The following is a 24,243-nucleotide window of genomic DNA, read 5'->3' as shown; positions in this document are numbered from 1 at the left end:
GAAATCAACTTACATAATCAGCTTCCCATTATGTTTATAATCAGAATGGCGAGTATGATTATAATTTCCAAACAAGGTAAGACATCATTTAAAGTTTTATACCCTGAGATTGATCACGGATTATTAAAGACAAATTGGTTAAATTTGATACAGATACTATTTTTCTAAATAGTGTTAAGAGGGGTTTTTATTTAAGGAGAGAGTATATGAGTTTAAAAGAATTAAGGAATACACTAATTGAAAACGATATCGAAAAATGTTCAGAAATTTTAGTTAATATTTATTTAGAATCTCCTTTAAGTTTACGAAAAAATTTATTATTAAGTAATAGTCTATTTGAGCCTTTTGATAAGGACTTAAATGATAATATTATAAAAACTCTTATTGATTCTATTTTAAGAGCACAACAAAAAATAATAGAAAGATGTGAAAATATTGAGTGCATTGGATTCTTTCAAGAAGCACTTCAAATTGTAGATGCAATAAGAGTAATACATAAAAATGCTGTTAGTAATGATGAAATGTTAATGGAAAATGCATATCTCCATATGTCATTATCTGAACAAGTACAAATATTTTGTATTTTTTTAGAAGATCAACATAGATTATCTCAGCAGATACAAATATCAAAATATAAAAAAAAGCCGTATGTAACCGGACTCGAAAGTGAAATAGCAGATCGAAGTATCAATAAAATGAAAGGTTTAAGAAGCTCAGAATCTGATAACTTTGAAACATTGATTTCAGCCGCAGATACATTGTTTAGATTTTTGTATTTTAATGCTAGAAAGAGTATGGAATCAAATGAAAATTTTAACCATGAAAATATAACACCATATAAGAATGAGGGCTTTGAAGAGATAATTTATCTTTCAGTTAATAGAAACATGTTGATAGATTTGTGGGGCAAATTTAAATTTAGTAATTGGAAACTGAAAGTTAAGGATTCCAAAGAAAGTATAGAGAAAAGTTATATATTTACTCCTGAATCAATTGAGGATTATAAAAAAAAATGTATTGGAATTGAGCGATACATTTATCAAGATTTCACAAACATTCAAAAACGAAAACCAATAAATTTAGAAAAATACACTAGAAGAATTGATAAAATAGCTTCTGGAGTAAAGTTAGATATGGAAAAAATATTTTCTATATCTAAAAAAGATTTTATTGAAGCAAATGGGATAAGCGAATTACTAATTCATTCTTTCTCAGATCATTTAGAGCGTGTATATTTGAAAATGAACTTTAATGGGATTAATGTAGCGGATGCTCTAAAGGGCATGGAATATCTTTTGACTATTGCACAGATATACAGAAATGCTTATTTACTAGAATTTAATCAAGATGATATTAGTTTATACAAAAACTTAGCACCTATTATTGACATAGGTTTGATTATTAATCATTTTGCAGAAATGTACAACTTTTCAATAGCAGATGCAGAAAAAATTATTAATTTATTTATATTTTCACCTAAACCTAAATTAGATTTATTCTCTCAACCCTTAATTTATATTGGTAAAAATAAAATAGTTTTCTGCCCAATGTTAATTATGCAAATGAATGTAATTAGAATTATTGAGAAAAATCTAGTCGCATATAATGTTAAACTTGCTAAGAAAGGTCTAGCATTTGAAAAAGATTTAAGAAATATATTATCTCTTAATCCATACATACAAGTTAATTCAAATCCTATTAAATTTCAAGCATTTGACGATAAAGAGGTTGAGTATGATTTTTTAGGTGTATTTGAAGACCATCTATTATTAATAGAATTTAAACACCTTATGAGACCTGATTCTGATAAAACAAAGGCCGCTTGTGAAGATACCATATACTATGGGATAAATCAGGTGAATAGGCGTGTTAACGTATTGAAAAAAGATTGGCAAAGGGTTAAAGAATTATGTAGTTTTGAACTACCTGAGGCCCCTTACGAAGAAGATAAAATAATAAAATTAGTTTGCACGAATATTTACGATTTTACGAGTATTGTAAAAGATGGGGTGAAAATTGTTGATTCGTCATCTTTAATAAAATTTTTTTTAGATCCTACAGTTAATACAATTATGGTAGGCGAAAAAGCTAAAAAAATAGGATCACATAGACTTTGGGAAAAAACATATCCAACTGTCCAAGAGTTTAAAGAATTCTTAGAAAATCCAATTGCTGTTAAAATGTATGGTAATGCATTTGACAAAGAATTAAGGCCAATATTAAAATTTAAAAAAGAAGATAACAATTTATTTTTTTTCCATTATATTTTTACTAGAAATCCTTATGATAATCTACCTGTTGCTAAAAACCACTCCAAAGTGAAAATTGGAAGGAATGATCCATGTTCTTGTGGGAGTGGAGTAAAGTATAAAAAGTGTTGTGGTAAATAAACAAAAAGTAATTTCATGGATAATATTAAGTAAAAAATATAAAAATATGATAAATGTAATGGTATATTAAACTTTTAAGACTCCTATCTAATAAATTAAACTATTTAATAAAAAAAAGGTATATACAAAAGACGAATATTTAAAATATGTATAATTAAGTATTAAGAAGAAAAAAGTGCTTTAGACAAATGTTTAAGGTGCTTTTTTAATGAGACTTGATGAAATCATAAGGGCATTAAAATTTAAATAGAATAAAAGTAACGCTACTACCTTCGACTCAAGGTAAGTTGTTGGAAGAGTGCAGATTTAATATAGGTAGTAACTATGAAATTGCTTGTGAAGAAGGAAAATTAACACAAATATGACAAATCAAAAAAACAATAAACTAATCATTTATTAATGGTGTAAATATAATTAAATATCATCAAATATCATCAAAATGCTTGTATTCAGAACGAATGTACGGTATAATGTTAAAGGTAAAAATGTAACCATCGATTAACGGCGTGTGAGGTGTAAAGAATGTCCGAAAATTTGAAAGACAACTACATTAGCATAGATGAAGCTGCTGAATATTTAGGAATAAAAACAGTAACTTTAAGAAATTGGATAAAGAAAGACGAGCATATCCCAGCTCACAAGATCGGAAAACTGTGGAAGTTTAAACGTTCTGAATTGGATGAGTGGGTCAATAGCGGTAAGAGCGCTTTATAAAAATGGGATATGGTGAGGAAAATGATGACGAAAAATGCGCTCAATCTGGCATTTACATATCTGAATGCTAATTATAATGATGATGAACTTGTAAAACTTTGTGAAGCAATGAGAGTTATTGCTCGTGAACCTAATTTTAATTTTGAAGCCATAGAAGACCAGAAGGCTTATTCATACGATGGTATTCAGGATATGCTTTCTAAACTTAATGAAAAAGAGTCAATTAGAAAGAAAAAAGGTGTGTATTACACACCGCTTGATTTGGTAAACTTTATTCTGAAAAACTGTATAAAGTCATTATATGGGAAATTGAATCCAGAGAATATATCATGTCCTGATTTAGGAGAAATACCATACAAATCATTTTGTAAACAAAAAACAATTTTCGATCCGACGTGTGGAGCTGGCGAGTTTTTATTGGCAGCAACAAATGTTAAGCTTACCTTATGGCGTGAACATACTGAACTAACATCAAAGGCTACTCGGGATATCATTGCTTCTATTAAAGGGAACGATATTAATCTTGAATCAGTAATCATTACAGAACTGAGGTTATTTCTTTGTGCTATTAATAGATGCAAAATAAAAAGTTATGAAGAAATAGCAGAGGTTTTAAACAGCAACTTTACAACATATGATTTTGTTACGGATAGCCCGGAAATGAAAGAACAGTTTCATATTATCATTGGGAATCCACCATATGTTGAAGATTCAAAAAGCGGAATAATCCCTAATGTGAAATACGGAAATATATATGCAAACGTTTTGAAGAATGCATCGGATAGATTAGAAACAAACGGAAGTATGGGATTTGTTATTCCATTATCGTATATTTCCACCCCTAGAATGCAAAGAATTAGAAGTGATTTGTTTGCAACGCTACCAGAACAGTATATTTTAAGCTATGCAGACCGCCCAGATTGCTTATTTGACTCGGTCCATCAGAAACTATGTGTTCTAATTGGAAAAAACAAAAAAAGTGAAAGAACAGTATACACTAGCAATTATCATTATTGGTATAAAGAGGAAAGAAAAAAACTGTTCCATGATGTTCAGGTTATAAAGAATCCTTTTTGGACGGATAGTTTTATACCGAAACTTGGAAACGAATATGACCGAACGATATTTAAGAAAATTTCGACATCCAAAAAGAATGATTCTGTATATGAGATGTCTAGGCAAGGCACAGAATCGGTTTACTTAAATAGAAGAGAGACTTTTTGGATGAAAGCATTTAGAACGTTTGTTGATGATCCAGAATATAAGGTCTTTAACTACAATACTACAGGAGAAGCTGATTACTGCTATTGCTTGATAAACTCTTCATTGTTCTGGTGGTATTGGATTTGCGTGTCTGACTGTTGGCACGTGAGTAAAGAACTGAATGGATTTAAGGCCCCCAAAATTTCAAATCATGAAATATTTACGGAATTGGCACAAAAATTAAGGGACAAGCTTGAAGAAACAAAAGTGTATGTTGGAACACGTCAGACGGAGTATGAATACAAACATAAGATGTGTCTTTCTGAAATTCATGAGATAGATGATTTAGTCAATACAGCTTTTGACTTGTCTGATGAAGAAAGTGCCTATGTTAAAGGGTTTGCCTTTAAATATAGAACCAGTGGAGGTACTGATTGAGATGAATGCAATAGATTTATTTTGTGGGTGTGGTGGATTGTCACTCGGATTTATGAAGGCCGGCTATATAATAAAAAAAGCCGTTGAATTTGATCAACCCATTGCAAACACCTATAAGTTAAATCATCCAGAAGTTGAAGTGATAGTTGATGATATAAGAAATATAGATACTACAGGCGTTTTCAAAAATGGAGATGCAGATATTATTATTGGGGGGCCACCTTGCCAGGGATTTTCGATGGCAGGGGCAAGAATTAGACAAGGTTTTATTGATGACCCTCGGAATTATCTCTTTAAGCATTATTATAATGTTGTAAAAGAAGTTCGCCCAAAAGTATTCGTTATGGAAAATGTTAAAGGAATGAAAACCATGCAGAATGGGAAGATATTCAAAGAAATTCTTGGTACGTTTTCAGATGCAGAAACGATGGAAGGAAATCCGTATCATTTATATTATAAAGTCATAAAAGCACTGGATTTTGGGATTCCACAGAAACGAGAACGTTTAATAATAATTGGTACATTAATTTCAGATATTGATTTTGATACGTTGTGGGAAGATACAAAACAAGAAATCCAAAAGGAATACTCTGATTATTTTTCACCTGTTACAGTTTGGGATGCAATTGGAAATTTGCCAAAAGTAACACATGATGGACTTATAGAATCTCCATCATCTATGACATCTTATCAACGATATTTAAGTGGCAACAAGAGTATAATAACCAACCATACACAATCTAATCATTCAGCTAAAGTAATTGAAAGAATGCAACAGATTGGAAATGGTCAAAATTATACGCAATTGCATGAAACAATTAATTCTGTTCATAGTGGAGCATATGGTAGGTTGTGTTGGGATGAGGCTGCGCCAACGATTACTACTAGGTTTGACACACCAGCCGGAGGGAGATTTACGCACCCTGTGGAGAATAGAACTCTAAGTCCAAGGGAAGCTGCAAGGATACAAAGTTTCCCGGATGATTTTGTGTTTTATGGAGCAAAGAGAGAAATTAGCCGTCAAATAGGAAATGCTGTACCACCAAAAATTTCATATTTTCTGGCGAGACTTATAGAAAAGATACTAGAAAAATCCTAATTGTTTAAGGAGGTGACTGTTACGGATAATATTTTAATAAGAGGTTGTCCTGGAACTGGAAAAACCTTTTTTGCTCGTGCAATAGCTTATTATCTTTGTGTAAAAGGACTTACAGTACAAGATGCTTTTGAACAAGATATTTATTCCGATATTAGTGTGATCAATACTTTTATTGACGATGGTATACACTGTGAATTTATTCAAGTTCATCCGTCTATGGATTATGATGATATAGTTTATGGAATGCAGATAAAAGCAGCTAATGGACTAGATATATCTTACGCAGAAAAAAGGATTATGCAGCTTTGTACTCGTGCAAGTGGAAACAAAAATAAATATTGTATTATTCTTGACGATATCAATAGAACAGATGCAAGCCGACTACTTGGAAATGTGTTATATGCTATGGAATATCGAAACCAGAAGATAGAATTATCTGATGGCAAGGTTTTGTGTATTTCGGATAATGTTATTTTGATTTTTACTGAAAACCCGTTAGATACAGAAAATGGTTTAGACTTAGCAGTGAGAAGAAGGATGACATATATAAAGGAACTACGATCCAGTAGAAACGAAATACGAAAGTATTACAGCGGAGCCGTTGATTCTAATGGATTTAAACTGATTTTAGACATATACGATAGGGTAAAGGATTTTGTAACAAGTTATACAAGTAAAGACACGGGGATTAATTCAGATAATTATGTCCCAGGACATGGGATGTATCTTGTAGAAAGAGTAGGAAACACCCATTTCATTTTGGATAATGTAAGACAAAAAATCCTGTTTCAAGTAGCACCTTATTTGAGAGATTTGAATTCCAGAGGAATCCTTACAGTAAACCCAGATGCTTTTTTAAGCAGAATTCTCTCAAGTGTTAATATCGGTATATTAGGACTGTGTACTATTTCTTCCATTTCAAAGAAACTTGTAAAAAATGGTAAAACAGTAAAAGGATTTTCATTAACTGAATCACGTAATTATTATCAAGGAACAATTGTAAAATCGGGATGTGCTGATTTCCGTGGAATGATGGAATGCATCATAGATGCGTTGATTCTAAATAAAGTATTACCATATGATGTGCTGATGGGGTCATTGTTAATGAACACCAACCTAGCGTACATAGAAAGTTTGCATACACCAGTCATTAAAGCATCATATATGGTTGAAAAACATAAAGCTAATCGTTTTATGTATGAAACTGTTAAGGGTGGGAAAATATCTGGAACTCATGCATACTATACTTTAGATGTCGCAGCTACCGGGAGGTGGCAGGCAGAGAATGATACGGAAGAGTATATTTTATCCTATAGTGATGGACGCCTAGATGCCGAATATATTCCTTTGAGTGGTTTTCGTAATCATGGATATAATCCGGATTCTGCTGAACTTGGCGTACAACATAATACTGTTAACATCATGAGTGCTGTACACATTCTTTTGGCTAAATATTTTGAAGTATATAAAACAAATATAGGTTTGGTTATGGGAACTGATCCAAAATACCATGAACTATATCAATTGATTATATTGGAAGAAAAGTATTTGAATTATGTAAAACAAGTACTTAAAGGAAAAGCGCCGGGAAAACCGACAGGAGACAATCCAAGACTAAAGTATTTTGGCGAAAAGATATCGAATCTAAAACTGCTATGGAACAGTGTGGATGACATTGTTGAAGTTGCCGAACAACCTTTTTTAGACCTAGTTAGTGGAAAAACATCGTTTGATAGTAGCGCATACGAGAATTTGTTTAATATCGCTGCCGTGCCAACAATAAAAATCGAGATTAAAGGAGTGTTAAAAATGGTAGATTTGAAAGATTACCAGAAAATCATGGAGAACATCGGTATTCGTCAGATGATTTTCCAAGGTCCTCCGGGGACATCAAAAACATTTGAAAGCAAACGATTTGTTCTGAATCAGCTTAATCCAGGTGCAAGTGCACTGAGTAAGACGTTTGTGTCACAGGAAGATATATCAAAAGACCTCGAAGCATATAAGCTTGGAGATGATGACTATTCAGACCCTTCAAAATCCTCAAAACTAAAGTCGGGAGGATGGGATTTGGTTCAGTTTCATCCTTCTTATGGATATGAGGATTTTATAAGAGGAATTGAGGTTAAGATACCAAAGGGTTCTTCAACCCCGAGTTATTCTAGTGTCAATCGAATCCTTGGAAGAATAGCTGAGTTTTCTAAAGCTGCGGCTGATAGTGCTGGAACGAGTACACCTCCAAAATTTTATTTGATTGTTGATGAAATTAATCGTGCTAATCTAGCGACTGTTTTTGGAGAATTAATCTATGGCTTGGAATATAGAAATAGCAGAGTTTCTACGCCTTATGAAGTTGAAGAAAAAGTATCTGGAAAAGTAACAAAGGATATTATTATTGGTAAGAACTTATTCATTATTGGTACGATGAATACCGCTGATAAATCAATAGATGCTATTGATTATGCAATCCGTAGAAGGTTTATGTTTGTTGATAGCCCCGCAAATCGTGATATTGTTATTGGATGCTATCAAAATGCATCTGGGAAAACAGATGAGAATTCCATCGAGTTGATATTGTTTGATGCAGTTCAGCAAATATTTGATGATGAGCGTTTTTTCAATACAGAATATCAAAAAAGCGATGTTAAAATAGGACACACATATTTTCTCAGGGATCGAAAAGGCGGATATGATGATGCTATTATTGAACATTTCGTATTCCAAGTAGTACCTATTCTTCGAGAATATGTTAAGGATGGAATTTTGGATGTAATGGAAAATCTTACTCCAAGTGAACACACGGTATCTGAAATCAAAGGGGCTGCGACTGGGGACGAACAAATTGAAATGTTGAGTGAGAATTTAATGCTGTACGTGAAAGAGTTTGGAAATCTCAACAAGTCAAATGTAACTATAGATAATTCATACATTGGAAAGTTTATTGATGACTTAAGAAAAGAATTCAAATATTGAGAATCGAGGGACTATGGCAAAAGGAATAATACCCCACAGTTTAAAAGACTGGACTCAGATTAATGAGAACGAGAGCTTCTGGGGGAAAATTAATTTACAAAGGCCAGAGGATAATTTTGGTATTCATCAATATAACAATGGTCTTTGGACTAGTGGAATGATTGGCGTAGGACGTGTTTTCGACATTGATGGACTTCCTATTCAAGACAATGGCAAGGAGCATATTTTAATGGTTTCATCTACATATGGAATGGACCCATGGAAAATGCTAGAAAAAGTTCTGAAAGACGATGAATATGATGCATACACAGAAGAATTAGACAAAGCAAATAAATTTTTGTTTCGGATTTTCTATGATCAACCAGTTATTCAATTGGAACAAGATAGTAATTCTGATGCAGAAATCCTATATGCTTTGAGTTTTTTAAATGCTTGTTATTCTCTATGCAAAAAAGGACTCAAGAAATCGCTTATATACAAGAACGAAAACTACACAGCCAAACTTCGAGGAAAAATTGATGTTTCTAAAAATATGAAACATAATACGGCGCGTGGAAGAAGTGACAAATTCTATTGTAAATATGTTGATTTTACAGAGGATAATATTGAAAACAAAATAATTAAAGCTGCATTACAAAAATGCAAAGCTACGCTTAAACAGAGATTTCAGGATATTGCATCAATAAGTAACAGAGTTGGATTTTGTCAAAACATACTTCGGCACGTTAGTAGTACTAGGATAACAAATAGTGATTTTAATGCCGTTGCTGTAAGTGGGTTGTATTCATACTACAAACCTGTCATTCAACAATCAAGAGCAATCTTGGGACAAAAGCTGTATAATTATATTAAAAATGATGGAAGTACAGCAAAGAAAAGCGTGTACACTATTCCATATGTGATAAATATGGAAACATTATTTGAGTTCTATACAAGAACAATTCTGAAAGAAATATTACCTGCTGATGAGTATTGCCTAGAGAAATACTCGCAAAAACTGTTTTTGCAAAATGGAGTAGCCAAAACAGAAGATTCAGAAAAAGGAATTCATTTAATGTCATATTGCATTCCAGATATTATTATCTGTAATGTTAATACAGGAAAGCCTTCTATGGTTATCGATGCAAAATATAAGCCAGATAATCGACCATTGAGATCCGACAGTCATCAATTGCTATCTTATGTATTGTTAACAGGGGTACAAAAGTGCGGATTTATTTTTCCAGGAGAAATAACAAAACTCAAAAAGATGGAAAGTACAAATAGTGAAGCACTTCCTCTAAGTGCAAAACCAGTTCAATATTACGAATTGATTATGGGAAATGACAACAATGCTGCTGAAATATATAAAGCATTGTTGTAGATTTTTGATTATATCATTATAACGTGATGATTGGAGGCTTACATTGGGAAAGTATTATACTGTATATAATGAAAATACCGAAGAGATTATTGCATTTGGTAATGCTTCGAGATGCACGGAGATATTAGGTCTAAAGAACGAAAGACAATTTCATGCATTTGTATCAAAAACACGTTCAGGACTTCGTAAAAAATATAAGGTTGTAGTGGAAGATGATACTTCGCCTACGGATGATGACGAGTAAGAAGATTACGGAGACAGGATCCTTTATCAATGAAACAAATGTTGATAGAACGGCTTCAACTAAATTAGAAAGAGGGGGATTCTGTATGGTGGCAAATCACTCATTTAAAGAAGGCTTTGTTTATAAAATATCCAGAACCGATATGGGTGATTGGAGATTACCTTTCACCATATGGAGTAAAAAATTTAAAATAATTTATAGTAAAAAATGGACATGTCATTGTCCAGTCATAACTCTCATCACATAATATGGTGAGGGTTTTTTAATTCAAGTTAAAAATATATATTTGAACTATTGACATTTAATAGTTCAAATATTATAATGATGGTACAATTAACGTTAGGAGGGGTACTATGTCTCATCAATATGATGAATATATGCAAGATCGATTTGACCTTTATGGAACAGAATATAGGATAGTAGCGCCTGAAAATGCAGAGGAACTTGTCCATGCATTAGAGGTAAAGTCGGCATTAGAAACACACATTAATGGGTTAATACATGATGAAGATTCAAGTGAATATGAGAGCCTTTTACAAGAACAAACTGATAACATACAAGAGTATATCGATTCGCTGGGAGAATTCGACAGTACTATACTTGCTTCTAATATTGCATTCCTTTGTAAAAAGAACGGAGTGCGTATTGGAGAACTTGAGGAAATGCTTGGAATAAGTACAGGGTATATTTCACGAACAATCAAAGAAAATTCAAAAAAGAAAATGAGTGTAGATATCGTATGGAAGATTGCACTTCTCTTCGGTACAGATATTAAAACTTTGACAGAAACACAAATGTGGGTTTCACATACCAATACTGATCTCCTTGAAAAATTTCTTAATCGCTTGTATCAGGATACAAAAGATAATTTCTTTGCATGGGAATATGATGGTGGCCTTATGACAGTTTTGAATGATCGTTATAAGCAAATGGGACTTGTAACAGAGGACGCAGATGAAACTGCTGTTTATCATCCAAATCATTTGAACCAAGGATATAAATGGTTGCTTGCAAAGGATATTGTATATCTTGAATCCTTCGAAGAAAAAAAGGATTTAGTAATTGTTCCATATAAGAATGATGGAAACGGAGAATTTGGTGGGTATGATTTCATATTTGTCTGGCAAGATGAAGGACTTTGGTGTTGGGAGAAAGTATTTTATACAAGTGATGATCCTTTTAAATCATTACAGAATGGTGCTGAGAAACTATATGACTTAATTGAGAGTGCAGAGTATGATGCAAAACTCTCGCCCAAAGTACATCAGATAATTACAAGCTATGTGAAGGGAGGACGGCCAGAATGATAAAAAAAGCTGTTCGAAATTTTGCATAGTGGCAATCCTAATCTACCTCGTGTTTTTGATGTTATTATCGATGGAGATAAGATTAATTTGGAGATTAAGATGAAAAAGGACAAGATAGATCGAATACCCTGGAGGATGTCTATATCAAGTAGAGGCTGCAAAATCCGGAGCTTAATCTAGTAAATTGAACCGACAAAGAGCCAAAGTATGACTTGAGTGAGTGGAATTCAGCCCATGAAAAGATGGGCAAGGGGATTACTCTTCTAAAGAAGAACTACTCAAGTTGAGATCTATTTTGAACGGAATAAATTTGTAAGAAGTGCATAGGACATTTTAGTAGTGCATCCACATAAGATAAAGTATCGTTTTATGGGTGCCTTTTTTAAAAGCATATATTGGGAAATAACAGATAGAATGATATTTGCACTAATACAGCATCTTAAGTGGAGGTGAATTCTGTTGGATTTAAAGTTTATAACGCAAGATGATCGAGAAGCTTTATATAACGAAATATGGACGGATCCTGTTATTACAGTAGCTAAACGCTATGGAATATCAGACAACGGTCTGCGCAAGCATTGTAAAAGGCTAGGAATTCCTCTCCCTCCTAGTGGTTATTGGGCAAAAATAAATTCAGGACAAAAGGTGCCAAAACCTGCTTTACCTAAGGTAACTGGAGAGTTAAAAAAACATATTCGTAATTATGCAATAAAAATAAGAACAGATATTAGACAAATGTCCGATGAAGAACTAAGGGCGGATGAGGAATTTCATCTATTTAGGGAAGAAACAAAGGTGTTAATAAATGAAACCTGTTCTAATATCCAGGTAAAATGTCAGCTTAGAAATCCACACCATATAATTGAAGAACATAAGGAAGAGGTTATTTATAGACGAAAACGAGACAAGATATTAAAACGGTCTAATATGAGTCCAGGATATTATTCGAATGTTAAAAGCAAATACAGAGATAATAAGGCTATTATACCAATAAATGTTTCGAAACTAGTATAAATAGAGTTTATAGAATTTTGGATGCAATTATTAGAACTCTTAATGAAATGGAAGGGTATGTTAGAGTAAGTAATGAATCAGGCACAGACAAAGCCTACTTTGTCGTCATGCATTCAGTTTATTATTTTGAGTTTAAAGAAGAACCAATAAAAAAGAGTATAAACTCCAGTTCACCTGAGCTGCAGAATATTCTCATATTATCAATCTCAACAAAGAGTTGGTTTACTGATGGTGGGCAACACATTATGAATTATAAAGATAATGGTAATGAACCGCTGGAAAACCAAGTGGGAAAAGTTATTTATGATATGTTTGTTGCGGCAAATAAGCATCTCGCCATTGATGAATTAAAAGAGCGAGAACAAAAAAGAGAATGGCAGGAACGAGAACGACTAAGGCAACTTGAAAAAATGAGAAAAGGAGAATTAGAAGAAATAAAGCTTCTTGAACAAGTTGTATTGGATTGGGATAAGGCTGAAAAGATACGAAGGTTTACGGAACGTATGGAAATAGAAATAAACAGTATTGAAGACCCTGAGAAAAAGAAGAGACTTTTCGAATGGCTCAGTTGGGCTCGTGCAAAAGCAGATTGGCTAGACCCCCTAACTGAAAAAGAAGATGATCTTTTAGGAAAAAGTAAGCATATCTTTGAATTGATCGAAGAATTAGGTTAGAACCTTTATAACAATTCTTGCTCTAGGGTTTTAAAGTCGTCTGAATCAAAAAACGTGTTAATTGAGATTTCTAGACCGTCACATATTTTTTTCAAAGTAACAATGCCGGGATTTTTACTTTCGCCATTAAGGATGCTCTTAATGGTTGCTTGTGGAATCCCACTTTTATATGCAAGTCCATTCTGAGTTAAACCTTGCTCGGTCATGAGATTATTTATTCTTTTGACAGTTGCTTCATATATCCTCATACTACATCTCCCTTTGTTATAGGATATAAAAGCTAACAAAAAAAAGTTAGTGATAACTCACTAACTTTGTAATATTTTTTTTATAATGTCTATTTTATTTCTTGTTCTAATTTTTCGAATTGTGGGGATTTAAAGAATTCACCCACAGTTATTTCAAGTCCATCGCAAATCTTTTTTAAAGTAACAATGCCAGGGTTTTTACTTTGGCCATTTAATATACTTTTAATTGTCGATTCGGATACACCACTTAAGTAAGATAATCTAGAAACGGTTAGATCCTTTTTAACTAATAATTCTGTTATACGCTCAATTGTTGCCTTATAAATGCCATCGTCCATAAAATCTCCTCCGATAGTTTTATGACGATATCATATAACATTCTCTTGGCGAAATTCGACGATATTTCGACGAGTGAGAAATAATAAATATGATATTATATTTTCATACTAATTATGCAGAGAAGTTGGAGGCTATATGGAATTTAGAATAATAAGGAATATTAGTGTTTTAGGCAAAAATAGGATGTGGATAAAAGAACTAAATATAGTTCGTTGGTATAATAAGCATGACAGATTTGACATAAGGGAATGGACTCCAGATCATATGTACTTTAATAGAGGAATAACTCTTTCTGATCAAGAAATGCACAATCTAAAAGAGGCAATTAACGAACTGTATGATAGAACAGAAGATTATTGATTAATGATATGCGTAATAATGTCTTTAAAGTTTAGATTTATTGTTACGCATTTTCTTTGTTGACAAGAGGAATTGGACGATGCCATACTTAGGGAAATCTATGAGTGTAAATGCTGCTATTGCACATAGTAAAGGTTTACTCCCTTTATCGAGTATTACAAAAGAAATGCTATTAAAGAATGGTTTTACATACCCAAAAGTTTTCTTTAATTGGTTATGTCAAAAAGGATATATCAAACCATCAGAATTTCATCATGCATCTGTGTCGTGTAGGATGGTGCGATATTATGATCCGAAACGGATAAGATTTGTGGTTCAAGTATTTGATTTAGATTCTCTTTATGCATTATACAGAAGAAAAATCACTAAAGAAGAACTTCTTCATAGTAAAAATGTTGAATTTGTTAAAGTAATTACTTCTGGATCAAGGCTGGGAGTAAAGCAGGATCTTATATTATTTTGTATTAAGGTTGATGGTTATATGATGTGGTCAAAAGATACGGCACTTGATATGAGATATACTGCACTAATTGAAAATTATGGTTTAAGTAGACCTCGAGAATGGCATAATCCAGACAGCAATAAAATCGTGCGTAAGATTATAATGTTTAAAGATTTAAGAGTGCGACGTGTACGATAATAGGCAGATGAATAGATGGGATAATATGTATAGGAAAATAAACAGTAAAAAACGTTATAAAAGATCTTTAATAATAAATAATATCATGGAAAATGATTATGATTCTATGTGTGGAATAGCAGATCAAGATATGACTAGACTTTTTCGTGAATCAGTTAAAGCCTCAATTAAAGAAAAATGGGATAAGGGATTGCCAGTTGCTAGGTATGATATGATTTTAAAGAAAGCCTACTTAGAGTGGCCCGATGGAAGACGCGAATATATATAGAACAATACATATATAGAATAATTTAATAGTTTACTTGGGTCTCATTTAAAAATTGTGTTGCAAAATATTTTAAAAAGTGATATTTTATAATAAAATTTTATTATTTGGGAGAAAAAAATGAACAAGATAAGATATTTAAGTGGTGACACATCTAAAAAATTTAATTTTAAGTTTAAAATATAAGAAATAAGGACATCTAGATGTCCTTATTTTATTTTTTGGACATAACAAAATAATTATTACATTATATAATTCATTTTTATGAAAGGAGTTTCTCTTGCAGAATATAAGTACACCTAATATAAGTAAAATTAAACCCGCAATCGGAAGCTATTACCATTTCGCTGTTTATCATCACAAACTTGTTGTGGGTGATAACAGACTTATCCAGCGTAATTTTGTCGTTATTAAAGATGAAAATAACGATATTGTCTGTTTTACAAAACTTCATAAATACATCCACTCAAGACGTAAAAATGCTGCGAAATCTATTTCTGATGATGGGAATAATCGTTTTATTTTTGTTTCGCAATTTCTAAATTATATACTCATAAGAAACTATTCGAAATATGGTATTGATAAAATCTGTGATTTTACTTATCAATCTATTCAAGATTTTTTCTATGATTACGGTTCCCTTGATGAAAACGGTTATGGAAGAACAAAAATTACAGTGGATAGGTGCTGTGAATCAGTAATGTCTTTTCTTGCTGAGTATATTAAAACTCATAGTCTAAGATGCAAACTTAGACTAGGGGACATTATTGAAGATGCTACATATATAACCAAACGAGGGATTCGAAAAACTTATAAGATACCCAAATTTGAAATAATCTATTCTGGAGTATCAAAAGAAATTCTTAGAGATATGCCTGATTCAGTTTTTCAAATGATTTTATCGTATTCAATGACATATTATAAAGAAATTTTAATGCTAATTGCACTAAGTGCATTCACAGGTATGAGGCCAGCAGAGGCTTGTAATGTGAGGCAAGAAATAAGTCCATTAGGAAGCGGAATAATTATTTCAAAATTAAACAACAGAGTTAATAGTATAAGTATTGATCTCAGGAGTGAAATGGTATTAAGAAGTGACCTTAAATCTGTTGGGTGCATAAAAAAGGAGAGGATGCAGAAAGTTTACTCTAAATTCATTACACCTTTCATGCAGTGTTACAAAATTTATCTTGAATACATTGCAGACAAAAAGTATGAAAAGGAATATTGTCCATTATCTATAAATAGATGGGGCAAAGCAATGACCTATAACTCTTATAGGCAGATATTTAATACTATGATTGCGGAAATGCAACCCCTTATGTTTAACAGTGAAAATGAGCAGATACAAGAGTTTGGGCATCTGTTGCTAGAGCATCACATAAGTCCACATATTTTTAGGCATTGGTTCTCAGTAAGACTTACTATACTGGGTGAAAGTGCAGCAACGCTAAAATACTGGCGCGGGGATAAAAATCCAGAAAGTGCAATTACTTATTTACAAAATAAAAGCGAATTATCATATAAATTTAAAGAAATTAATAATGATTTATTTGATGCAATGCTTGAATTTTCAATTAGAAGAAAGGATCAACTATGATTAACAGTTCATTGATAGATATAATTAATTTTTGGGAAGAAGTGCAGAAAGAGACTAAATCAAAAAATTATGGAGTATCAGACTTTATAACATATCTTGAAGATAATAATTGGTTTGAGACAAATCCAGTTGTTCTGCACACTGAAAATAAAGACATAATAAAAATACCTACAGAATTTATTTCACTTTATAAAAAATCTATCGTTTCATTTCTTGAAAGAATAAGTTTATCGGATGAGGAAATGCTAGAATACCTTCTATGTAAATTAGGTGAAAAATATCCTGATACTTCGGAAACAATGAGAGAGTTTATTAAAGAAAGTAAACCAAATTTAAAACATATAATTCAGATTACTGATTTCCTTATAACTTATATGTCTGAAGAAATTCACAAAATGGATAAATTAGAACAAATTCTTGATCAGTTTTCATCTGAAATGGCAATAGCAGTAGGTCGGACCTTTACTGAATATTTAAACTGGCTTAAAAACAAACGAATTACAAAGTATGAGGAAGTAAGTTTACCTAATATTAATAGAAACGAAGGTAGAAATACAAAATACGCTTATAATTTTGAAACATGTTTACGCTTGTATTATGTATTATTCTCACCACAGTCTATTGAAGAAAACGATTTCTATACATTAATTGCAGATAATCCTAAGTCAGCAGTTGCATTACTATTCCTATCCCTGCATATGATTTGTGCCCTAAGAGATGAGGATCTAAAAAGGATTAGGCACCCAAAACTAATGGATGCACCTCAAAATGTGTTGGATTCAATAAAAAATAGGACAATAAAAGATACTGATGCTATTGTAGCAGTGGAGAAAATTCTGCGTGAAATTGAAATTCTTCAACCTAAGCCAAATAAGACATCACGGCACTCTGGAATTCCATATGTCAAACTGTTTATTCCGGAAAGTATTAAAGTACATTTTGGATACCTATTTTTAGCTGCTGAAGCACATTATCTTCTTAAAGAAAACAAGAAAAAGCAATATTACATATATCCAATAACTACATATGAAGAATTCGAAAAGTATCTTGGAGATGATATTGCGGAAATCTTTTGGGATAATGACTATAGTGCCCAAAGCTTTAATAAGGCATATATGCAACTGTCACAGCAGTATATCGACTCAGACCTCAGTGGAAACCAAACAATTAAAGAACATCCTATCGGATATATGTTTGCTGCCTTTGCACGTTCCCATAAGGCATCCTATGAGGAGTTTGCAAGTATGACCGCCACCTACCTAAAAGATAGAGCTGCAACTGGACATACAATGGAGTTTATAATAAAAGAACTAACTGAAAGAGGGGTATGTTCATTTGTCGTATCAGAACTATTAGAAACTTTATATGGTAGAGATTACAGCCAATTATCAATGAAGGAACAATCAAAAGCAATTCAAACATTTAGCCTTACTCCTTATGAAATAGAAAGTTCCGTTTTGACTTATGAAGCTGCGCTTAAAAATGCGTCTTTAATTGTTTCTGAGCTCCTACAAGGGTCACAGAAAGAAAAACAAGATAGCGCAAATAGAATTCTCAATAATATCTCTCTTGGGACTGCAGTATCAAAAGAAACAGATGTAATGTGCTTAATGACTGCATTTGGTAAAGATTGCCCATATACCAGCAGAAAGCAATGTATTGGATGTAAGTATGAAATATTAACTAAAGGTGCAATGTATACACTTGTCTATGAATACCAAAGAAACCTCAATCTCTACAAAGAAGCTGAAAATGAAATATTGAAAAATAAATATTCAACGATTATCAGGCAAGTTATAACTCCTGTAATAAAAGAGATGCTTATATATATGGAAAAAAAAGTAGGTAATGATAGTGTTGAAGAGTTTGAGCAAATAGTCAAGGGGGTCTTGAATCTTGAGTCTTAAAAAAAATATATCTGTAGTAAATAGCTGGACCATGTTTGAGGTTTTAAAAACGAAGTCTGAATTTGATGACAGTTTTATAGAAGAATCAAAAATAAAATTCAAAGAGTACAAAGATCAAGGAATTATAAAAAATAGTTTATTTGACGATGAAACCTGGCAAATGTACGACGAATATAATAATCAAGGAATCTATTTTGATATCAACAAGGATTCATATAACCTACATTACAAAAAAGAAACTGGTATGACTCATGAAAGATTTACTGAATGTTTGAAGGCTTTTGTTATTTTCTGTATAGGAGATTATGTTTTAAACACATTGGCTAGTTTTGTCAATGATATAAAGAAAATATGTGCAGTTTCTATATTTATGCTTGATGAAATAAATATCAGTATTACATTTCCAAATGTATCCGAAACTTTTTTTGAAACACTTCCAATGGAAAATGAAAATGCGAAAGAACAGATTGTAGCTTCTCTAATTTTATATGCTGAATCTAAAATCAGTTATAATACGATCCAAAATAGGAGAGAACTATCAGACTTTATGAGTTATTTTAAGTTTGGATATTTATTGGACAAGTATTGGAAGCAAACTATTAGCGAAGATGAGAGACTCTTTTATTATCCCGTTTATCTCTGGTGGAAAATTACAGGTATTATTCCAACAAGACCGAGAGAATTTATTTTGACTCCACGTAACTGCCTTACTCGTGAAAACGGAACATCTATGTTGATTCTTCGAAAAAGTAATCTAAAAGGTAGTAATCGGAAAGTAAATTATAATATTGAAAAAGATTATATCAAGGTTCAGTTTCCAATTAGCGAATCCCTTGCAGATGAAATAGAAATGTATATTAAAATGACTGAAAAATACCCGGATAATGAGCTTCATACGCTTTTTAGAGCTGAGCCACATTTTGCAAAATTTAATATGAAAAAGTCAAGAGTTAACAGATTTTATACTTATGTAAACCTAAGCTGCGTGCTTCGTATTTTCTATTATGAAATATTACAAGAAAACTATGGGCTAAAAGTTTCTTTATCAAAGGGGGAGTTAGACTATAGTTTTGATAACGATAACATACAGTTTATTAACCTCGGTGAAACACGCCATATTTCAATGATCAATGCTATTGCAGAAGGCTGTTCTCCAGAAATAGTCATGCAAATGGCGGGTCATGAAAGTGTTGATATGAGTGCCCATTACTATTCTAATATGTCAACTTATGTAGAATGTAGGACCTATGCAAAATTTATGGCAATGAAACAGGAAGATATAAATTATATCCTTGGGAAAAACTGCTATATTCCATCAAACGTAGAAACATTTATTAAACTTGAAAATGATGCTCGTTGTTATTCAAAAGCATTGGCGGAAGGAGATATGACAGATTGTATTGCAGCTTCAGGGGAAAATGGTGAGATTGGTTATTGTCCAAGTTGCAGATTTTATAGGCAAGGAGGATTTGGATATTTTTTCACTAATACTGATATCTATAAAAATAAAATTGATACTGATTTGGAATATCTCCAGAAAATAGTGAAACTCGTAAGACAAGGAAAAGGGATGAATGAAGATATTAGAGAAGCATTGCTTCGTTTTAAATCTGATAGACATGATTATGAATTGTATCTTTTTGAAAAATTTGAAAAGGAAAGAAGGGAAAAATTAGATGGCAAGGCCTAAAAAAATAGATGATATTCAGCTGGTAGAGGGAACAAAGAAATATTTTATAGAAGTATGTAATGGTAATGTTAGAATGCTCAAGTATAGGTCTATAGCGTTATATTTAACCGAACTATATGGCATTCAGATTGAAGATTATGACCTAAAGAAAAGCAAAACATTCAAGGATTGTATTATAAAATTAAAAATACTTCCTGAATTAGATCACATTCCTAATAATCTATATTTTAAAAGGCTAGATATTGATGAATTTATTAAAGTAAATAATACTAACTCTTTACTAAAAAGTGCTTTAGTAACTTTAGATTCATTTTACGAAAAAATTCATATAGATGCTAGTTCAATATTAGAAAATAACAAAAAACTTGTAGCAGAAATCACAGAGCTTAAAAAAGAAAAATCGAAAATTATCGCAAATAATACTGAACTACGGCAAAACATTGAGACAGTATCGCAAACACTTGAAAATGCAAGGAATAAATGTATGGATCAGGATAAGAGAATCAAGACATTACTTAACATTATCAATACTCATATTTACCCAGAGATTGCAAATGAACTACTTGCTGAAAGTGGATTGATTAAATACAATCCTAAAATTATTAGTGAGGAAGGCAAGAAAAATATAATGAATGACTTCGATTCAATAATACCTTTTATCACGGATTGTCAGGAGAATAAAGAAGAAAAAGATACTCCAAAGGATAGAATAGTTGCTCTATGTGATGTTTTAGATAATATCTAAAAGGAGAAACAAAAGTAAATGACTAGTGAAAAAGAAGAATTATTAAAAGACACTAATCCAACTGCATATGAAGAACTAATTGAATTTATGCCTATTTATGGATATAGTTCTTATAAAAAAGAGACTCTTCCTAGTGAACTTACTCAATACTTAGGCGTATGGCAATGTCCAACAGGTAAGCACAAATGGATTTCTACCATTTCGTATAGGGCTAATACAAAATCAGATCCAGGATGTATCATATGTTTAAATAATAAATTAAGGCTTATACCAAAGCTAATTGAGCAGAGACTTCATTACACAGGTAATAGATTTATTCTTGAATCATTTCTATATAATACAAGAACATATGCAATTTACTGGAAAAGAGAAAACTTAGATACATATGATTTTAGTACTTATTCAGATAACTATGAGAGTCCCTACAGTACACTTAAAGAAATGTACCCAATACTCGCAGAAGAATGGACTACAAATAATATTGCTTCTGCAGATAAAATTTTCCCTAATGATTATTGTAATTATGAGTTTGAATGGAAGTGTAGAAAATGTGGAGGGATTTATAAAGCCTCTTTTGATAGAAAAATTAGAACCGAGAAATATGCTTGTCCTTATTGCAATGGCAGATTACCATTTTTTGAAGATTCTTTGGCAGGCAAGTTTCCAGAGATTTCAAGGAAATGGGTTCCTTCATTAAATGGTAAGCCCCCTGAGCAGCTTTTTGTTAGTCCTAACGAATGGGCGCATTTTAAATGCTCCGAGTGTGGTGTTATTTACAGTAATTCAACAGAAAACGAAGTTTATAAAGAATGCGAATTTTGCCGGTGTGGTGTTACACTGCAATATTCGGAAAGGTTATATAGGGAGGCTCGTTTTAATAAAGATTATTTACCCCCTGATATGACAACGCCTATATTTTGGACATGTGAAGAATGTGAGAATTCGTTTAATGCAAGCCCATACAATCGGTTCCACAAAAAGGCTTCATGTCCGTACTGTAGCGGAAAGTATGCTATAAGAGGTAAAACATCGTTGAAAGCTTTATATCCTAAGATTGAATCCCAGCTTATCAAAGACGAATTGGTTAACTTTGATACAGATTCCATTTTGCCAACTGACTATTCATCGAGGTATTTTAATTGGCATTGTATTGAGTGTGGAAATAGTTTCCAAGCAACGATTTCAAAACAAATTGAAGGTAGTGATTGTCCATATTGTAGTGGAAGGCTTGCTATTCCAGGCAAAACATCGTTCAGAGCTTTATATCCTGAGATTGAATCCCAGCTTATTAAAGACGAATTGGTTAACTTTGATACAGATTCCATTTTGCCAACTGACTATTCATCGAGGTATTTTAATTGGCATTGTATTGAGTGTGGAAATAGTTTCCAAGCAACGATTTCAAAACAAATTGAAGGTAGTGATTGTCCATATTGTAGTGGAAGGCTTGCTATTCCAGGCAAAACATCGTTTAAGGCTTTATATCCCGAAATTGAATCCCAGCTTATTAAAGACGAATTGGTCAAATTTGATACAGATAATATTGTTCCAACTTCATACTCATACATCCGTTTTAATTGGTATTGTAACAAATGTGAGAAAATTTTTAAAGCAACAATTCAAGAACGTATAGAGGGAAGTAGGTGTGTCTATTGTGAGGCACGAGCAAATTCAATTTTTACTTTATATACAGAACTTATAAATAGAGAATGGAAGTTTCAAAATAATACCTTATTGACAAACCCTAGATATGAATTACCATCATCAAAATTAAGGGTCTGGTGGATTTGTCCAATATGTAATAACGCTTACTCATACCCAATAAATAAACGAGTAAAAGATTATTTACGTAACAGAAATTCTTGTACTATATGTAAAGGGCGAATGAGGGTAAAGCATAGAAACTAAAAAATATTTACAAAATCTGCTCCACAATTGAGCAGGTTTTTTATTTTAAAAAAATTATTCTAGAGAATTAAAATGAATATCAATTCAAAAAAGTACTAAATTATTGCCAAAAAAATTTTTCAGTTATGCGTGATGTAAGAAAATGTACTAAGAAGGGTGTCTTTTAGTACGTTTGCAACTATTCCTAAAATATTCATTTTCGGAATAGTTATGCCTATGTAACCATATATTACTAATTATATTCTGTTTAAAGCCTTATTTTTAACAAATACTATTGATATGGCAAAAATTATTTATAAATTAAGGAGTTAAATAAAATGAAAAAAATTTTTTTACTATTATTGGTTACTACCCTCACTATATTTATGATCGGATGTTCTCAGCCTAATACAGGAATTACTTTAGACAAGAACAAAGATAACACATTTGGAGCCCAAGAAACAGTTCAACCCGTTGCTACAAAAACACAACTTGGTGATTTTAAAGCACAAGATGTTAATGGAAAAGAAATCACTAAAGACATTTTTGCAGATTATGACCTAACCCTTGTAAATCTATTTACAACTTGGTGTTCACCTTGTATAAAAGAAATCCCAGAGCTAAATGCCGTTGACAAAGAAATGGCAGATAAAAAAGTTAACATTATCGGTATGGTACTTGATGTAAATGAGAATGGTACAATTGACAAAAGTAAGCTTGATAAACTAAATAAAATCATTGAATCTACAAAAGCAGAATACACAATGGTTTTGCCAGATGATGTCTTAAGGGCTGGTCGACTAAAAGGTGTTGATTCTGTACCTGAATCATTTTTTGTAGATAAAGATGGTAATATTGTAGGCAAAACTTATCTTGGTTCTCACACGAAAGAAGAATGGATTAAAATTATTGAAGATGAACTTGCAAAGCTAAAAAAATAGCAGAAAGGATTTTCTATGCAGATACAAAAAATGAAGCATTTAAATCTTTTTACTATATTTGTTATTGCTATCAGTCTTTTCTCTATTGCTTTTGGAGTGTATCGTGGTGAAACTCCTGTTATGTTTGAGAAGGCAATTAATATATGTTTGGAGTGTATTGGAATTGGATAGAAAGTTAAACAATAATGATAATTTCAGGCAT

General features: G+C 32.0%; 22 protein-coding genes. 20 read left to right on the top strand and 2 right to left on the bottom strand.

What is annotated here, in order from left to right; genetic code table 11:
- Positions 1-206 precede the first annotated feature (206 nt).
- The 10 genes from RTW14_RS08195 (at position 207) to RTW14_RS08150 (ending at position 13,419) form a co-directional block, all read left to right on the top strand.
- Positions 207-2,390, top strand: a complete 2,184-nt coding sequence (locus RTW14_RS08195; RefSeq protein ID WP_312649305.1) for an SEC-C metal-binding domain-containing protein — start codon at positions 207-209, stop codon at positions 2,388-2,390.
- 522 nt (positions 2,391-2,912) lie between these two features.
- Entirely contained in the window at positions 2,913-3,104 is a 192-nt protein-coding gene (locus RTW14_RS08190; protein ID WP_312649302.1) for a helix-turn-helix domain-containing protein, read from the top strand.
- A gap of 21 nt (positions 3,105-3,125) precedes the next feature.
- Complete coding sequence (locus tag RTW14_RS08185) at positions 3,126-4,745, top strand: Eco57I restriction-modification methylase domain-containing protein (RefSeq protein ID WP_312649300.1); 1,620 nt, start codon at positions 3,126-3,128, stop codon at positions 4,743-4,745.
- Between the two features lies 1 nt (position 4,746).
- Positions 4,747-5,844, top strand: coding sequence for a DNA cytosine methyltransferase (locus RTW14_RS08180; protein ID WP_312649298.1), 1,098 nt, complete (start codon positions 4,747-4,749; stop codon positions 5,842-5,844).
- Entirely contained in the window at positions 5,845-8,817 is a 2,973-nt protein-coding gene (locus RTW14_RS08175) for an AAA family ATPase (RefSeq protein WP_312649296.1), read from the top strand.
- A 13-nt stretch (positions 8,818-8,830) separates the two neighbouring features.
- The gene (locus RTW14_RS08170; RefSeq protein WP_312649293.1) at positions 8,831-10,180 is read left to right on the top strand and encodes a 5-methylcytosine restriction system specificity protein McrC; all 1,350 of its coding nucleotides are present in this window, start codon (positions 8,831-8,833) and stop codon (positions 10,178-10,180) included.
- Between the two features lie 43 nt (positions 10,181-10,223).
- Positions 10,224-10,424, top strand: a complete 201-nt coding sequence (locus tag RTW14_RS08165; protein WP_312649291.1) for a hypothetical protein — start codon at positions 10,224-10,226, stop codon at positions 10,422-10,424.
- A 353-nt stretch (positions 10,425-10,777) separates the two neighbouring features.
- Positions 10,778-11,731: a helix-turn-helix domain-containing protein gene (locus RTW14_RS08160; protein ID WP_312649289.1), complete on the top strand. Its 954-nt coding sequence runs from the start codon at positions 10,778-10,780 to the stop codon at positions 11,729-11,731.
- 459 nt (positions 11,732-12,190) lie between these two features.
- The gene (locus RTW14_RS08155; protein ID WP_312649287.1) at positions 12,191-12,745 is read left to right on the top strand and encodes a hypothetical protein; all 555 of its coding nucleotides are present in this window, start codon (positions 12,191-12,193) and stop codon (positions 12,743-12,745) included.
- Between the two features lie 17 nt (positions 12,746-12,762).
- On the top strand, positions 12,763-13,419 hold the full coding sequence (locus RTW14_RS08150) for a hypothetical protein (protein ID WP_312649285.1): 657 nt from the start codon (positions 12,763-12,765) through the stop codon (positions 13,417-13,419).
- Positions 13,420-13,424: 5 nt separating this feature from the next.
- On the opposite strand, the gene RTW14_RS08145 is transcribed toward RTW14_RS08150, so the two are convergent.
- On the bottom strand, positions 13,425-13,667 hold the full coding sequence (locus tag RTW14_RS08145) for a helix-turn-helix domain-containing protein (RefSeq protein WP_312649282.1): 243 nt from the start codon (positions 13,665-13,667) through the stop codon (positions 13,425-13,427).
- Positions 13,668-13,756: 89 nt separating this feature from the next.
- Positions 13,757-14,005: a helix-turn-helix domain-containing protein gene (locus RTW14_RS08140; RefSeq protein ID WP_312649280.1), complete on the bottom strand. Its 249-nt coding sequence runs from the start codon at positions 14,003-14,005 to the stop codon at positions 13,757-13,759.
- A 136-nt stretch (positions 14,006-14,141) separates the two neighbouring features.
- Between RTW14_RS08140 and RTW14_RS08135 the strand changes: the two genes are divergently transcribed.
- The 10 genes from RTW14_RS08135 to RTW14_RS08090 all read left to right on the top strand — a co-directional run bounded on the left by RTW14_RS08135 (position 14,142) and on the right by RTW14_RS08090 (position 24,212).
- Positions 14,142-14,366, top strand: coding sequence for a PC4/YdbC family ssDNA-binding protein (locus tag RTW14_RS08135; RefSeq protein ID WP_312649278.1), 225 nt, complete (start codon positions 14,142-14,144; stop codon positions 14,364-14,366).
- A gap of 79 nt (positions 14,367-14,445) precedes the next feature.
- Entirely contained in the window at positions 14,446-15,006 is a 561-nt protein-coding gene (locus tag RTW14_RS08130; RefSeq protein WP_312649275.1) for a hypothetical protein, read from the top strand.
- Positions 14,996-15,274 carry a hypothetical protein gene (locus RTW14_RS08125; protein ID WP_312649273.1) on the top strand — a complete coding sequence of 93 codons (279 nt, stop codon included), beginning with the start codon at positions 14,996-14,998 and terminating at the stop codon, positions 15,272-15,274. The genes RTW14_RS08130 and RTW14_RS08125 overlap by 11 nt, the downstream gene beginning before the upstream one ends.
- Positions 15,275-15,551: 277 nt before the next feature.
- Entirely contained in the window at positions 15,552-16,871 is a 1,320-nt protein-coding gene (locus RTW14_RS08120) for a hypothetical protein (protein ID WP_312649271.1), read from the top strand.
- Positions 16,868-18,778, top strand: coding sequence for a hypothetical protein (locus RTW14_RS08115; RefSeq protein ID WP_312649268.1), 1,911 nt, complete (start codon positions 16,868-16,870; stop codon positions 18,776-18,778). The genes RTW14_RS08120 and RTW14_RS08115 overlap by 4 nt, the downstream gene beginning before the upstream one ends.
- Complete coding sequence (locus RTW14_RS08110) at positions 18,768-20,468, top strand: hypothetical protein (protein WP_312649266.1); 1,701 nt, start codon at positions 18,768-18,770, stop codon at positions 20,466-20,468. The genes RTW14_RS08115 and RTW14_RS08110 overlap by 11 nt, the downstream gene beginning before the upstream one ends.
- Entirely contained in the window at positions 20,455-21,213 is a 759-nt protein-coding gene (locus tag RTW14_RS08105; protein WP_312649264.1) for a hypothetical protein, read from the top strand. The genes RTW14_RS08110 and RTW14_RS08105 overlap by 14 nt, the downstream gene beginning before the upstream one ends.
- A gap of 18 nt (positions 21,214-21,231) precedes the next feature.
- Positions 21,232-23,121 carry a zinc-ribbon domain-containing protein gene (locus tag RTW14_RS08100; protein ID WP_312649262.1) on the top strand — a complete coding sequence of 630 codons (1,890 nt, stop codon included), beginning with the start codon at positions 21,232-21,234 and terminating at the stop codon, positions 23,119-23,121.
- Positions 23,122-23,438: 317 nt separating this feature from the next.
- Positions 23,439-24,041 carry a TlpA family protein disulfide reductase gene (locus RTW14_RS08095; protein ID WP_312649260.1) on the top strand — a complete coding sequence of 201 codons (603 nt, stop codon included), beginning with the start codon at positions 23,439-23,441 and terminating at the stop codon, positions 24,039-24,041.
- A 15-nt stretch (positions 24,042-24,056) separates the two neighbouring features.
- The gene (locus RTW14_RS08090; RefSeq protein WP_312649257.1) at positions 24,057-24,212 is read left to right on the top strand and encodes a CD1871A family CXXC motif-containing protein; all 156 of its coding nucleotides are present in this window, start codon (positions 24,057-24,059) and stop codon (positions 24,210-24,212) included.
- Positions 24,213-24,243 lie beyond the last annotated feature (31 nt).

This window comes from Aminipila sp. (genome assembly GCF_032051575.1).
Taxonomy (GTDB): Bacteria; Bacillota; Clostridia; order Peptostreptococcales; family Anaerovoracaceae; genus Aminipila.
Note: the sequence above shows the minus strand (reverse complement) of the source record. Positions and strands in the feature narration are given on the sequence as shown.